The sequence below is a fragment of the Streptosporangium sp. NPDC048047 genome (assembly GCF_040653115.1).
Classification (GTDB): domain Bacteria; phylum Actinomycetota; class Actinomycetes; order Streptosporangiales; family Streptosporangiaceae; genus Streptosporangium.
Genome location: NZ_JBEZNH010000068.1, coordinates 26,961 through 40,187 on the forward strand (window position 1 = coordinate 26,961; position 13,227 = coordinate 40,187).

General features: G+C 70.1%; 12 protein-coding genes. 3 read left to right on the forward strand and 9 right to left on the reverse strand.

Annotation, left to right across the window (positions count from 1 at the left end):
- Positions 1-6: 6 nt before the first annotated feature.
- Entirely contained in the window at positions 7-1,197 is a 1,191-nt protein-coding gene (locus tag AB0D67_RS34615) for an SLC13 family permease (protein ID WP_362945368.1), read from the reverse strand.
- Positions 1,198-1,425: 228 nt separating this feature from the next.
- Between AB0D67_RS34615 and AB0D67_RS34620 the strand changes: the two genes are divergently transcribed.
- Positions 1,426-1,668 carry a hypothetical protein gene (locus AB0D67_RS34620; RefSeq protein WP_362945349.1) on the forward strand — a complete coding sequence of 81 codons (243 nt, stop codon included), beginning with the start codon at positions 1,426-1,428 and terminating at the stop codon, positions 1,666-1,668.
- A 243-nt stretch (positions 1,669-1,911) separates the two neighbouring features.
- Here the strand turns inward: AB0D67_RS34620 and coaE are convergent, their stop codons facing one another.
- The 5 genes from coaE to polA all read right to left on the reverse strand — a co-directional run bounded on the left by coaE (position 1,912) and on the right by polA (position 8,952).
- Positions 1,912-2,526 (reverse strand): dephospho-CoA kinase, encoded by a 615-nt coding sequence (gene coaE, locus AB0D67_RS34625; protein ID WP_362945351.1) that lies wholly within the window; start codon positions 2,524-2,526, stop codon positions 1,912-1,914.
- 52 nt (positions 2,527-2,578) lie between these two features.
- A complete protein-coding gene (locus tag AB0D67_RS34630; RefSeq protein ID WP_362945353.1) occupies positions 2,579-3,034 on the reverse strand; it encodes a GNAT family N-acetyltransferase in 456 nt (151 codons plus the stop codon).
- Positions 3,035-3,199: 165 nt separating this feature from the next.
- Positions 3,200-4,702, reverse strand: a complete 1,503-nt coding sequence (rpsA, locus tag AB0D67_RS34635; protein WP_362945355.1) for a 30S ribosomal protein S1 — start codon at positions 4,700-4,702, stop codon at positions 3,200-3,202.
- Positions 4,703-4,941: 239 nt separating this feature from the next.
- Entirely contained in the window at positions 4,942-6,045 is a 1,104-nt protein-coding gene (locus AB0D67_RS34640) for a polysaccharide deacetylase family protein (RefSeq protein WP_362945370.1), read from the reverse strand.
- A gap of 189 nt (positions 6,046-6,234) precedes the next feature.
- Positions 6,235-8,952, reverse strand: a complete 2,718-nt coding sequence (gene polA, locus AB0D67_RS34645) for a DNA polymerase I (protein WP_362945357.1) — start codon at positions 8,950-8,952, stop codon at positions 6,235-6,237.
- A 146-nt stretch (positions 8,953-9,098) separates the two neighbouring features.
- On the opposite strand from polA, the gene AB0D67_RS34650 reads away from it, so the two are divergent.
- Positions 9,099-9,443 (forward strand): hotdog fold thioesterase, encoded by a 345-nt coding sequence (locus AB0D67_RS34650; protein ID WP_362945372.1) that lies wholly within the window; start codon positions 9,099-9,101, stop codon positions 9,441-9,443.
- A gap of 282 nt (positions 9,444-9,725) precedes the next feature.
- Here AB0D67_RS34650 and AB0D67_RS34655 read toward each other — a convergent pair whose 3' ends face one another.
- Genes AB0D67_RS34655 through AB0D67_RS34665 form a run of 3 tightly spaced genes read right to left on the reverse strand, consistent with a single transcriptional unit; the run spans position 9,726 to position 12,205 of the window.
- Positions 9,726-10,478, reverse strand: a complete 753-nt coding sequence (locus AB0D67_RS34655) for an amino acid ABC transporter ATP-binding protein (protein WP_362945374.1) — start codon at positions 10,476-10,478, stop codon at positions 9,726-9,728.
- A gap of 5 nt (positions 10,479-10,483) precedes the next feature.
- On the reverse strand, positions 10,484-11,335 hold the full coding sequence (locus AB0D67_RS34660) for an amino acid ABC transporter permease (RefSeq protein WP_362945359.1): 852 nt from the start codon (positions 11,333-11,335) through the stop codon (positions 10,484-10,486).
- 3 nt (positions 11,336-11,338) lie between these two features.
- Positions 11,339-12,205 (reverse strand): ABC transporter substrate-binding protein, encoded by an 867-nt coding sequence (locus AB0D67_RS34665; protein ID WP_362945361.1) that lies wholly within the window; start codon positions 12,203-12,205, stop codon positions 11,339-11,341.
- A gap of 414 nt (positions 12,206-12,619) precedes the next feature.
- Here AB0D67_RS34665 and AB0D67_RS34670 point away from each other — a divergent pair, with 414 nt between their 5' ends.
- Positions 12,620-13,180, forward strand: coding sequence for a DUF4352 domain-containing protein (locus tag AB0D67_RS34670; RefSeq protein WP_362945363.1), 561 nt, complete (start codon positions 12,620-12,622; stop codon positions 13,178-13,180).
- Positions 13,181-13,227: the final 47 nt, after the last annotated feature.

Sequence of the window (13,227 nt, forward strand, 5' to 3'; positions counted from 1 at the left end):
CGGGCGTCAGGCGGTGAGCAGCAGCGCGGCCACGGCGGCGGCCACCCCGGTCACCGCCAGTCCGGCCCCGGCCAGCACGAACGTCAGCGGTGGCACCCGCACCGCGCGGCGGCGGCACCACTCGAACCACAGCAGGGTGGCCAGCGACGCCCAGGGGGTGATCAGCGGCCCGACGTCGGCGCCGATGAGCAGGGCGAGGAGCCGGTCGCGGTCGCCCGCCGGGATGACCTTCTCCACCGCGGTGTAGGCGGGCAGGTTGTTGATCAGGTTGGCCAGCCCGCCGCCGGTGGCCGCCGCCCGGTAGGCGCCGGCGGCGTCGCCCGCCGTACCGGTCAGCGCGCCCATCAGGCCGGCCAGGCCGTACCGGCTCAGGGTGGGCACCACCAGGAACAGGCCGGTGACGAAGACCAGGAGCTGCCAGGGGAACAGGGCGAAGGTGAGCTTGGAGCGGTCGCGCCAGGCGAAGGCGGCGACCATCAGCACCGCCGCGGTGAGGGAGACGAGCTGGATCGGCAGTTCCAGCAGAAGCGCGGCGATGAACAGCGCGCACACGGTGGCCGCGATGCGGAACAGCAGCGGGTCGGCGACCGGGACGGGGCCAGGCGGGATGTAGCGGTCGGCGCCGCGCCGGCCGCGCCGCCAGAAGAACACCCACAGGAAGACCATGGTGACCGCGATCGAGGCGGCCTGCGGCAGCCAGAGCCGCCCGGCGAACTCCTTGGTGGACATGCCCAGGCGGTCCATGGCGAGAAGGTTCGTGAGGTTCGACACCGGCAGCAGCAGGCTCGCGGTGTTGGCCAGCCAGACGGTGGTCATGGCCAGCGGCAGCGCGGCGATGCCGCTCCTGGCCGCCAGGGCGAGCATGACGGGCGTGAGCAGCACGGCGGTCGTGTCGAGGTTGAGGAACATGGTGACCAGGGCGGCGAAGGCGGTGCACAGCAGGAACAGCGCCGCGTGGTTCCCCCGCCCGGCCGCCGCCAGTCTCGCCGCGATCACGTCGAAGACCTGGGCCTCCTTGACGAGCTCGGCCATCACGATCACCGCGCCGAGGAACAGCAGGACGGGTGCGATCCGCGTCAGCTCGGCCCGCGCGTCCCCGGCGGGCAGCAGGCCGGTCAGGACGGACAGGAGGCCCAGCACCAGCAGGCCGATCCGGATCCAGTCCAGAACACTCAGTCGCCGCAGCACGGCAGCCATGATCCACGAGGTCGGCCGAGATCGCATGTCGCCCTCGACCGGAGGGCCGGATGAAGGCGGAACGGCACCGGTTGATTACGCACTGACCCGTTTTTCCCGACCACTGGTCACCCCGATATACGCGTTATATGGTGCGTACGCCGGTTTGGCGAATATTGGCCGGACCGAATCATCCATGCGCTCTTGGTAGGAGGATTCATGGCAATAACGAAAAAAGCCTTCGCGACCGTGGCTCTTTGCGCATCGGCGTTCCTGCCGGCCGTCGTGGCGCCGACTCCGGCCTTCGCCGCGAACTCCTGCAACTTCCCGACGCACGCCACGTCCCCCAGCAAGTTCATCAGGAGCTACAGCAACTGCAATGACTGCAGGGCCAAGGAAGGGGTGAACTACCAGGGTTACAGGACCTACTGCACCTACAACCCGAGCAATAACCTGAACGACCTGCACATGTACCTCATCCCCATGTGGTAGCCCGAAGCAGCGACGGTCCCGGACGGGACGTCCGGAGGACCTCACCGGCGAGAACGAGCGCCCGCCCGCGGGGTGGGCGCTCTTCTCACGCGCCGCCCCGCCGCCGGCCCGCTCTTCTCACGCGCCGCCCCCGCTGCCGGCCCGCTCATCGCCGCGACGCCCCCCACGGTCACGGTGTGCTCCGAAGGCAGCGGTGAGGCGGTCCCGGCCGCACGCGTCGCGGCGATCGGCGAACGGCTCCGCTCACCTCGGACGCACGCCCCGGCCGGAGCGAGCCGACAGCTCGGCCCAGACCTCCTCGGCCCTGACCTGCAGCTCCTCCAGCGTCCCGTCGTTCGGCACGACGATGTCGGCGACCTTCAGCCGGTCCTCGCGGGTCGCCTGGGCGGCGATGCGGGCCCGCGCGTCCCGCTCGGTCATGCCACGGAGCTCCAGCAGGCGGGCGAGACGCACATCGTCGGCGGCGTCCACCACGATGACCACGTCGTACATGGGGGCGAGGCCGTTCTCCGCCAGCAGCGGGACGTCGTAGACCACGATCGCCTCCTCCGCCGCCCGGTCCTGCAGCTCGGCGACGCGCGCGCCGACCAGCGGGTGCACGATGCCGTTGAGGGCGGCCAGCTTCCCTGCGTCGGAGAAGACGATGGAGCCGAGCCTCTCCCGATCGAGGGCGCCGTCCCGGCGGAGGATCTCCGTTCCGAAGACCTCGACGATCCGGGCGAGTCCCTCCGTGCCGGGCTCGACCACCTCGCGGGCGATCCTGTCGGCGTCGATCACCACGGCGCCCAGGGCCGCCAGCCGCCGCGCCACCTCGCTCTTGCCGGATCCGATCCCACCGGTGAGTCCCACCTTCAGCATGATCCGCAGCATACGCGGTACGGCCCGCCAGCCAGGACCCCAGTCCTGCGCCTCAGGGCTCGCGGCGCATGTGGACCAGGGTCAGGTGGTCGCTCATCCGCTCCCTGCCGGTCTCGCGGTAGCCGTGGCGGCGGTAGAGCCGCAGGTTGCCCTCGGACAGGTGCCCGGTGAACAGGTCGAACGCCAGCGCGGAAGAGGCGTCGTCGTGGAGCGCGGCGAGCAGGGACCCTCCGACGCCGCGTCCCTGGGCGTCGGGGGCGACCACGAGGCGGCCGACCAGGCAGGTGGTGCCGGACATCCTCCCGCGGACCGCGCCGACGATCCTGCGCTCCTGGCGGGCGACGAGGACGACACCGGTCTCGACGGCCACGCGGACCTGCCCGGCCGACTCCACCAGCGGCGGGATGAACGGATCGCCGTAGAGCTGGGCCTCGCTGACGTAGGCGGCGCGCTGCACGGTCAGGATCTCTCCGGCGTCCCCGGGCCCGGCCCGTTCGATCACGGTCACGGCCGCCACCCTACGGCACCGCGTACCGTACGGCGGGCGCGGGCCTCCCCGGCCCGGAACGGGGATCCGGCGGCCGGAGGCGGCCGGAACGTGAAAAAGGACCCCGCCGAAGCGGGGTCCTTCCTCACATCACTCGCTCAGGGCGTGCGCCCCGCGGGACCGGTGTCAGTTCTGACCGCCGGCGAGCTTCTCGCGCAGAGCGGCGAGAGCCTCGTCGGAGGCGAGAGCGCCGGCCGCCGGAGCGGAGGAGCTGCTGCTGCTGCCGCCGCCACCACCCGAACCGGCGGACTGGGTCTCACCGGTGTAGGTCGTCGGAGCGGCCTCGGCCTCGGCGTCGGCCTTGCGAGCCTCTTCGATCTGGCGCTTGTGCGCCTCGAAGCGGTTCTGGGCCTCGGCGTACTGCCGCTCCCACTCCTCGCGCTGCTTGTCGTAGCCCTCGAGCCACTCGCCGGTCTCGGAGTCGAAGCCCTCGGGGTAGATGTAGTTGCCCTGGTCGTCGTAGGTCGCCGCCATGCCGTACAGCGTGGGGTCGAACTCGACGTCGGCGCCCATCGCGGACTCGTTCGCCTGCTTGAGCGACAGGGAGATCCGGCGACGGTCGAGGTCGATGTCGATGATCTTGACGAAGATCTCCTCGCCGACCGTGACGACCTGCTCGGGGATCTCGACGTGACGCTCGGCCAGCTCGGAGATGTGGACGAGGCCCTCGATGCCCTCCTCCACCCGGACGAACGCACCGAACGGCACCAGCTTGGTGACCCGGCCGGGAACGACCTGGCCGATCTGGTGGGTCCGGGCGAACTGCTGCCAGGGGTCCTCCTGCGTCGCCTTGAGCGACAGGGAGACCCGCTCGCGCTCCATGTCGACGTCGAGGACCTCGACGGTGACCTCCTGGCCGACCTCGACGACCTCGGAGGGGTGGTCGATGTGCTTCCAGGACAGCTCCGAGACGTGCACCAGACCGTCGACGCCGCCGAGGTCGACGAACGCACCGAAGTTGACGATCGAGGAGACGACGCCCTTGCGGACCTGACCCTTCTGCAGGGTGTTGAGGAACGTCTGGCGAACCTCGGACTGGGTCTGCTCCAGCCAGGCGCGGCGGGACAAGACCACGTTGTTGCGGTTCTTGTCGAGCTCGATGATCTTCGCCTCGAGCTCGCGGCCGACATACGGCTGCAGGTCGCGGACACGGCGCATCTCGACCAGGGACGCCGGCAGGAAGCCGCGGAGGCCGATGTCGAGGATGAGACCACCCTTGACGACCTCGATGACGGTGCCGGTGACGATGCCGTCCTCGTCCTTGATCTTCTCGATCGTGCCCCAGGCCCGCTCGTACTGAGCGCGCTTCTTGGACAGGATCAGACGGCCTTCCTTGTCCTCCTTCTGGAGGACGAGCGCCTCGACGTGCTCGCCAACCTCGACGACATCCGCCGGATCGACATCATGCTTGATCGAGAGCTCACGCGAGGGGATGACACCCTCGGTCTTGTAGCCGATGTCGAGCAAAACTTCGTCTCGATCGACCTTGACGACGGTGCCCTCGACGATGTCGCCGTCGTTGAAGTACTTGATGGTCAGGTCGATCGCTGCGAGGAACTCTTCCTCGGACCCGATGTCGTTGACCGCTACCTGCGGGGTGCTCGAGGTGGCCTCAGTGCTGCTCGTCATGTGTGGAAGTGCTCCGAACGCGGACAGATGTCGATGTGGCGAACACGCAGCAGGCCTCTTATCGATCGGCCGAACTGGCGTCGGTCTGATCGAGCGCGAGCCCACTCGGTCCGAGACACGCACGAGCCCACAGCGCAGCGATCAGCATATGAGACCAGACGGGCCCGGTCAATCCGGGGGCACGACACGCCGGGGGTCAGGACCGGAAATCAGCTGATCCGGACCGTGATCGGGCTCGGTCAGTAGACGATCACCCGTCCCCTGTTCGGAGAACTGATCTTACCGCGAAGTCCCTTGGGAACGGAGATGCGGGCCGGATCGCCGTCGGCGGTGTAGCGCCGCCCGGGGTGGTCGTGCAGCCACTCCAGCCAGTACTGCGAGCACCATCGACGACATTCGCCTTTTTTGCCGTTGCTTTGGATCCGCTGGATGGCCCGCCGGTCGTAGCCCTTGGTGAACGGCGACTCCGACGGCTGCGCCCCGGCCAGGAAGACGCCCTTGAACCGGTATTTGACGCCGTCCCACTTGCCGGACTGCACGAGGGACCTCTTGCGCGGCATCGCGCCGTAGGGCAGCGCCATCGTCTCCGACGGCCCCGCGCCGAGCCGGCCGAGCAGCCGCTCGGTCCGCGCGAGCTGCTCGGCGATCTTCTTCTTCGGCATGGCGGGCAGGTAGGGGTGGCGCCAGGTGTGGTTGGCCACCTCGAACCCGTGGGAGGTCAGCCAGCCCACCGCGCGCTTCTGGTCCTTCTCCGCGCGCAGCCCGAACGGCTCGCGGTTGACCCAGAAGGTCGCCACCGGGCGGAAGCCGGGGTGCCTCCTGGCGACGTCGTAGATGACCCCGACCGCGGTGTCCTTGGCCGGCATGCCGGAGTCGTCCAGCGCGAAGTGGCTGGCGTGGCCGTCGTCGAAGGTCAGCACGACCGGGTGCTTGCCGGCCGGGATGTCCATCCGTCCGGCGACGAACTCGCGCGCGGTGACCGGCACGTAGTCGTCGGCGGCGAGCCTCTCCAGCTCCTTGCGCAGCTGGGCGGGCGTGCGGTCGATGGAGGCGGCGCGTTCGGCGACGATCCGGTGGTACATCAGCACCGGGACCATCCCGGCCTCGTTCGCCCCGACCTGCCGGGCGAACTCCGGGGTGGCCGGGACGGGCGGCGGCAGCTCCACCGACGGCAGGGCGGACTCCGCGGAGCTCGCGGAGCCCGGGGGCCCCGAGGGGCCGGGCGTGGCGGACGGCGAATCCGCGGCCCGCCCCCTCGTCCAGTCGGCGACCGGGGTGGTCGCCGGGGGCAGCACCAGGAGCACCACCACCGCGACGGCCACCACCAGCACGTTCACCAACATGATGATCTGTGCGAACGGCGTCAGACTCCGCACGAAACCCCCGTGACGTCGAAGATGTCGGCTCGACGACCCACCCTAGAGCAGATCCGGACGGGCCGGGCGGGCCGGACGATCCTCGCGGCCGGGGCTCAGCGCGCTGAACGGCGATCGGCTCCGCTTCACGGCCCGGGCCATCCTCGCGGCCGGGGCTCAGTGGCCGGCGTCCTCCCAGGTGCGCCCGACGCCCACCGAGACCTCCAGCGGGACCCGCAGGGAGTAGGCGGCGTTCATCCGGCCGACGACCAGCTCGCGCAGCGTGTCGAGCTCTCCGGGGGCCACCTCGAACACGAGCTCGTCGTGGACCTGGAGCAGCATCCGCGACCGCAGCCCGGCCTCCTCGACCGCGCGGTGCACGCCCAGCATGGCGACCTTGATGATGTCGGCCGCCGACCCCTGGATCGGGGCGTTGAGCGCCATCCGCTCGGCCATCTCGCGACGCTGGCGGTTGTCGCTGTTGAGGTCGGGGAGGTAGCGGCGGCGGCCCAGGATGGTCTCGGTGTAGCCGTCGTGCCGGGCCTGCGCGACGATCGCGTTGAGGAAGTCGCGGACGCCGCCGAACTCCTGGAAATACTCCTCCTTCAGGCCCCTGGCCTCGGCCACCGGGATGTTCAGCTGCGCCGACAGCCCGTAGTCGGACAGGCCGTAGGCCAGGCCGTAGTTCATCGCCTTGATCTTGGCGCGCATCTCCCCGTTGACCTCGCCGGGGGCGATGTCGAATACCCGCGCGGCGGTGGCCTGGTGGAAGTCGTGGCCCGACTCGAAGGCCGCGATCAGCGACTCGTCGCCGGACAGGTGCGCCATGATCCGCAGCTCGATCTGGCTGTAGTCGGCCGTCAGCAGCGTCTCGTAGCCGGAGCCGACCACGAAGCCCTGCCGGATCCGGCGGCCCTCCACGGTGCGGATCGGGATGTTCTGCAGGTTGGGCTTCTCGGAGCTGAGCCGCCCGGTGGCCGCGACGATCTGGTTGAAGGTGGTGTGGATCCGCCCGTCATCGGCCACCTCCTTGATCAGCCCCTCGACGGTGACCTTGAGCTTGGCCTGGTCGCGGTGGCGGAGCATGATCGTCGGCAGCTCGTGCTCGGTCTGGGTGGCCAGCCAGGCCAGCGCGTCGGCGTCGGTGGTGTAGCCCGTCTTGGTCTTCTTCGTCTTGGGCAGCCCGAGCCGGACGAACAGGATCTCCTGCAGCTGCTTGGGCGAGCCGAGGTTGAACTGCTCGCCGACGCAGGCGTGCGCCGCCTCCACGGCCTGCTTGACCGCGGCGCCGAACTCGGCCTCCAACCGGCCGAGGTGGGCGCCGTCCGCGGCGATCCCGGCCCGCTCCATCTCGGCCAGCACGCCCACCAGCGGCAGCTCCACGTCGCGCAGCAGGCCGGCGCCGCCGCGCGTCTCCAGGAACGCCTCCAGCGCGTCGGCCAGCTCGGCGACGGCCAGCGCCCGCAGGCCCAGGTCGCGGGCGGCCTCCTCCTCCTGGTCGTCGAACAGGCTCGCCTGGCCGCCGTCGTCGGCCTGGCCCCGCAGCTCCCGGTGGAGGTAGGAGCGCGCCAGGTCCTCCAGCGGGAAGGCCCGCTGCCCCGGCATGGCGAGGTAGGCCGCCAGCGCCGTGTCGCACGTCAGGCCGCGCAGCTCCATCCCCTGCGCCCACAGCGCCAGCATGGGCCCCTTGGCGTCGTGGACGGCCTTGGCCGCCGACTCGTCGGCCAGCCACGCCCGCAGCGCCGCCTCGTCGGCCTCGGTGAGAGCCGCCGGATCGACGAAGGCCGCGCGGCCCGGCGCGCCGTCGCCCGGAACGGCGATCGCGACGCCGTCCAGGCGGCCGGTGCCCTTGGCGTAGGAGCCGGTGAAGGCCAGGCCCGCGCGGTGACCGGGACCGGCGGGCAGCCCCGCGAGCCAGGCGGCGACCTCGTCGGGGCCGAGCCGTACGACGTCGGCCTCGAACGCCTCGCCGCCCGCGGTCTCGGCCTCGGCCGCGCCGAGCGTCTTGAACAGCCGGTCGCGGATCTCGCCGCGGAACTCCAGCGTGTCGAGGATCTTGTCGATCTCCTCGCGGTCCCACCGGCCGATCGTCAGCGCCCCGACCTCGTGCTCCAGCGGAACGTCGCGCAGCAGCTGGGTGAGACGGCGGTTGAGCAGCACCTGGTCGAGGTGGGCCCGCAGCTTCTCGCCGACCTTGCCGCCGACCTCGTCGACCCGGTTCACCAGCTCCTCCAGCGACCCGAACTCGCGGATCCACTTGGCGGCGGTCTTCTCCCCCACGCCCGGGATGTTGGGGAGGTTGTCGCTGTTGTCGCCGCGGATCGCGGCGAAGTCGGGGTACTGGGCCGGGGTGAGGCCGTACTTCTCCTCGACGACCTCGGGCGTGAACCTCGTCATGTTGCTGATCCCGACCCGGGTCATCAGCACCGTGATCCGGTCGTCGACGAGCTGCAGCGCGTCACGGTCGCCGGTGACGACCAGCACGCTCATCCCCTGGTCGGCGGCGCGGACGGCGAGCGTGGCGATCAGGTCGTCGGCCTCGTATCCCGGCAGCGACAGGTGCGGGATCCGCAGCGCGTCGAGCATCTCGTGGATCAGGCTCATCTGACTGCGGAAACTGTCGGGGCTCGCGCTGCGGTTGGCCTTGTAGGGGGTGTACTCCTCGTGCCGGAACGTCGGCTCCGACCGGTCGAAGCAGACCGCCACGTGCGTGGGCTGCTCGTCACGGAGCACGTTGACCAGCATCGACGTGAAACCGTAGACCGCGTTGGTCGTCTGCCCGGTCGTCGTGGAGAAGTTCTCCTCCGGCAGGGCGTAGAACGCCCGGTAGGCCAGGGAGTGACCGTCCAGCAGCAGCAGACACGGACGAGAGGGGGTCGCTTCGTTCTTCGGCACACCAGAAGCCTAGTCTCCTGGTGCGACAGAAAACCTGAGCCGGCACGACAGGAGACATCCCCTTGACCCTGACAGACCCCGAGGAGATCGCCCGCCGCCTGCAGGAGCGACTCGGCGCCGACCACGCCGGCACCCTGGTCGACCGGATGGGCATCGAGATCACCGAGGCCGGCCCGGACCGGGTGATCGGGCGGATGCCGGTCGAGGGCAACGTCCAGCCGTACGGCCTGCTGCACGGCGGCGCCTCCTGCGTGCTGGCCGAGACCCTCGGCTCGACCGGGGCGGCCCTGTTCGCCGGGCGCGGCCGGATCGCGGTGGGCGTCGAGATCAGCGCCTCCCACCACCGCTCGGCCACCTCCGGCCACGTCACCGGCGTCGCCACCCGGATCCACGGAGGCCGCACGCTGGCCACCTACGACATCCGGATCACCGACGAGCAGGACCGCCTGGTGTGCACCTCGCGCCTGACCTGCGTGCTGCGCGACCGCTGACGACCGCTGATCCCATACGGCCTCCGCGCCGTCCCCGGTACGGCCTCCGCCTCGTTCCAGGCCGGGAGACCGCCGATCCTTTACGTTGCGAGGCCGGATCCGGGCCGCACGTCTTTGCACTATCGGCACATGGGTCGCTACGGTGGGTGACAGCGGTGCCCGCGGGGAGGCCGAGTAGAAAACGCGCAGGGTCGGGGAAGCTCTGCACGGCGCCAAAGGCCTCCCCCGGGCCCCGGGAACGGCCCGCGGCCCGCACCCGGGGTGCGGGCCGCGAGAGATCCCTCAGACGTCGGTGTGGGTCGGGTCCAGCACCCGCCGCAGGAACGACTTGGTGCGCTCCTGCTGCGGATCGCCGATCACCTGGGCGGCCGGACCGTCCTCGACGATCACGCCGCCGTCCATGAAGACCACCCGGTCGGCGACGTCGCGGGCGAACGCCATCTCGTGGGTGACCACGAGCATCGTCATCCCCTCCTCGGCCAGCTTGCGCATGACCGTCAGCACGTCCCCCACCAGTTCGGGGTCCAGCGCCGAGGTGGGCTCGTCGAAGAGCATCAGCGCCGGGTCCATGGCCAGCGCCCGGGCGATGGCCACCCGCTGCTGCTGGCCGCCGGACAGCTGCGCCGGGTAGGCGTCGCACTTCTCGGCGATGCCGACCTTCTCCAGGTTCTCCCGGGCGACCCGCTCGGCCTCGGCCCTGCCGCGCTTGAGCACCCGCCGCTGGGCGATCATCACGTTCTGCAGCGCCGTCATGTGCGGGAACAGGTTGAACTGCTGGAAGACCATGCCGACCCGGCGCCGGGCCGCGTCGAGGTCGACGTCGGGGTCGGTCATCTCGATACCCTCCAGGACCACCCGGCCGGAGGTGGGCTGCTCCAGGAGGTTCACGCACCGCAGCAGCGTCGACTTGCCCGACCCGGAGGGGCCGATGACGCAGACGACCTGGCCGGGCTCGACGGAGAAGTCGATGCCCTTGAGGACCTCAAGGCTGCCGAACGACTTGTGCAGGTCGCGGATCTCGACCGCGTGCTCCATCCCGCTCACCGTCCCTTCATCTGACGATGCTCCAGCCGGGAGGCGAGGTAGCCCAGCGGGATGGTGACCAGGAGGTACGTGATGCCGACCACCAGGATGGGGGTGGCGTTGGCGTAGGTGGAGGCCGTGTCGTTCCCGAACTTCGTCAGCTCGACGTACTCGCCGGACACGCCGAGGAACAGCACCAGCGAGGAGTCCTTGAGCAGGGACACGAACTGGTTGGTCGTCGGCGGGATCACGATTCGCACGGCCTGCGGGATGACGATGCTGACCATGGCCCTGGCGTGCGACATGCCCAGCGAGCGGGCCGCCTCCATCTGCCCCCTGGGTACGGCCTGCAGGCCCGCCCGGAGCGTCTCGGCCATGTACGCCGAGCCGACGATCGTCAGGCCCAGGATGCCCTGGCCGTAGGTGCCGCCCGGGACCTCGAAGCCCGGCAGCGCCAGCGGCAGGAACAGGATGAGCAGGAAGATCAGCAGCGCGGGCAGCCCGCGGAAGATCTCGATGTAGGAGACGGCGATCCACCGGTAGGGGCGCACCGACGACATCCGCATCAGGGCGAACACCAGGCCCAGCAGGAAGGCGAAGACGAAGCCGCCCACCGAGTAGATGATCGTGTTCTTCAGCGCGACCGTGAACAGGTCCGGGAACATCTCCCGGGCGACCTCGCCCTTGGCGAAGTTCTGGCCGAGCGGACCCCACTCGATGCGCAGCGCGAGGAAGACCACCAGGGCCACCAGCACGACGTACTGGACGGCCCGGCTGATCCGTTGCTTCTTACGGGGGCTGAGGCCCGTCCGGCCGGAGGGGGTTCCGGCCGGAGGGGGCGGCTCAGCCGTGGTGAGATGGTCGGTCATGGATCAGCCGAGCTCTCCGGGCTTCTTGCCGAACCACTTCATGAAGATCTGGTCGTAGGTGCCGTCCGACTTGGCGGTGGCGATCGCCTCGTTGATGGTCTTCAGCAGGGTCGGGTCGGCGCCCTTCTTCAGGCCGATGCCGTACTGCTCGCCGGTGTCCAGGCTGGCGACCAGCTCGAACTTGTCGGCGATCTCCGGCTTCTTCAGCCAGGTCAGCACGACCGGCAGGTCCTGGACGATCACATCGACCTGGCCCGACTGCAGGCCCAGCAGCTCCTTGGGCGAGTCGGCGAACTCCTTGGGGTCGAGACCCTGCTTCTTGACGTAGTCGAGGCCCGTGGTGGACGCCTGCGCGCCGAGCCGCAGGTTCTTGGCCTTGACCTCGTCCAGCGTCTTGACGCCGACGCCCTTCTTGGCGAGCAGCGCCTGGGTGGCGTCGAAGTAGGGCTCGGAGAAGTCGATGTTGGCCTTGCGCTCCGGCGTGATCGTCATGCCGGCCGCGGCCGCGTCGCACTTGCCGGTCGCCATCGCCGCGCCGCTCTTGATGACGGCGAAGTCGATGTCCACGATGTCCTGGGTCAGGCCGAGCTTCTTGGCCGCCAGGTCCATGATGTCGACGTCGAACCCGACGGTCTTGTCGCCCTGCTTGAACTGGAAGGGCTCATAGGGAAGGTTGGTGCAGACGGTCAGCTTGCCGGGCTTGACCACCTTGACGCCGCCGCCCGCGGCGGACGCGTTCGACGAGGCGCCCCCGCTCGACGCGGTGGTGTCGCCACCGTCACTCCCACAGGCCGACAGGCCGAGCGCGCCGGCGACGACCATGGCGCCCACCGCCAGCGTCCGACGGCGGAGAACAGAACTCAGGCCCACAACGGCCTCCTCACGGATCGATGTCGCATCCGAACAACAGATACCTCAGTGCTGGAGATGCTTTCCCAGCTGCATGGCCATGCAGATCACCGATACGACACAATTCGGACAACAGTCACGCTCGGAGCCGCCTGATCGCCGCCCTGTCCGGGCATTCGACCCCGGCACCTCCTTCATCCGACGGCCAACGCCCGGTTTCACGCCGGCCTGCGAGGACGGCGACCGGTCAGGCCGCGCCCCAGAACAATGTAAACGAACTATATTCGCACTTCAGAGCGGTGTGTCCCTCTTCACACACCTCCACCGGGCGGACCGATCGGCGGACGCGGGCCGGGACCCGCGACCCCGCCGCCGCTCCCCGCGCCCGCGCCGGACGCATTGATCTCCGCGACCGCCTCGGTTACGTTGCCCGGTGTGCGCAACCCCCCAACCGCGTTCGCCGGTGCCGCGCTGGCCGTGCTCCTGCTCTCCGGCTGCTCCACGACGGACCCGGCGGCGACCGCCGCCCGAAACGCCTCCCCCGCGCCCGCCTACGACCTGCCGCCCCGCCACGTACGGCCGGGCGAACGGGCCGTGCGCGCCGCCCCGGTCACCGACGGCGACACCCGCTTCCAGGTCATCGGCCTGCAGACCGGCCTCGCCGGCTTCGTCGGCAGCCACGGCGAGTGGCAGGCCAAGGGCCAATACGTGGTCGTGCGGATCGTCGCCGAGAACCCCGGCCGCACCAACTCCCGGTTCGACGCCAAACGCCAGCGGCTCCTCACCGCGGACGGCGCAGCCCACACCGTCGACGCCTTCGCCCAGGCCATCAAACGCCAGCCCGACACCCTTCCCCTCGGCGCCGAGGTCAGGATCGAGATGGACCTGTGGTTCGACATCCCCAAGGACGCGAAGGTCACCGGCATCCGCCTGTTCGGCGACCCGCCGCTCGGCGTGGGCGGCACCACCGAGGGCGCCGAGGTGCCGCTCCGCTAATGGGAGCTACCGGGTCGGCTGATCAGGCAGACTCGGTGCCTGGTAGC